This is a genomic window from Pseudomonas sp. 2995-1, from assembly GCF_002742505.1.
In the GTDB taxonomy this organism is placed as follows: Bacteria; Pseudomonadota; Gammaproteobacteria; order Pseudomonadales; family Pseudomonadaceae; genus Aquipseudomonas; species Aquipseudomonas sivasensis.
On sequence record NZ_LJSA01000265.1, the window covers coordinates 1 to 306 of the forward strand.

The following is a 306-nucleotide window of genomic DNA, read 5'->3' on the forward strand; positions in this document are numbered from 1 at the left end:
GGTAAAGCTTCAGCAAGAGGGAAAGTGTAAGCCTATCATCGTTCACGGTGGGGGACCACTTATATCATCCTTGTTAACTAAAATGGGTGTTGAAACATCTTTCGTGAATGGTTTGCGGGTTACTACAAAGGATGTTCTAAGCGTAGTAGAAATGGCCTTAAGTGGAGCAGTGAACAAACAAATTGTAGGCAATCTCCAAAAAGCTGGTGGTAATGCATATGGGATCAGTGGTGTAGATGGAAAGCTACTTTTAGCAGAGCCTGCTGCGGATCCGAATCTCGGTTATGTTGGAGAAGTCACTCATGT

The 306-nt window shown here is 43.8% G+C and carries 1 protein-coding gene; it reads left to right on the forward strand.

Annotated features, from left to right (window positions below; genetic code table 11):
- On the forward strand, positions 1–306 hold a 306-nt coding region (gene argB / locus AOA61_RS05675; protein WP_143521179.1), incomplete at both ends, for an acetylglutamate kinase.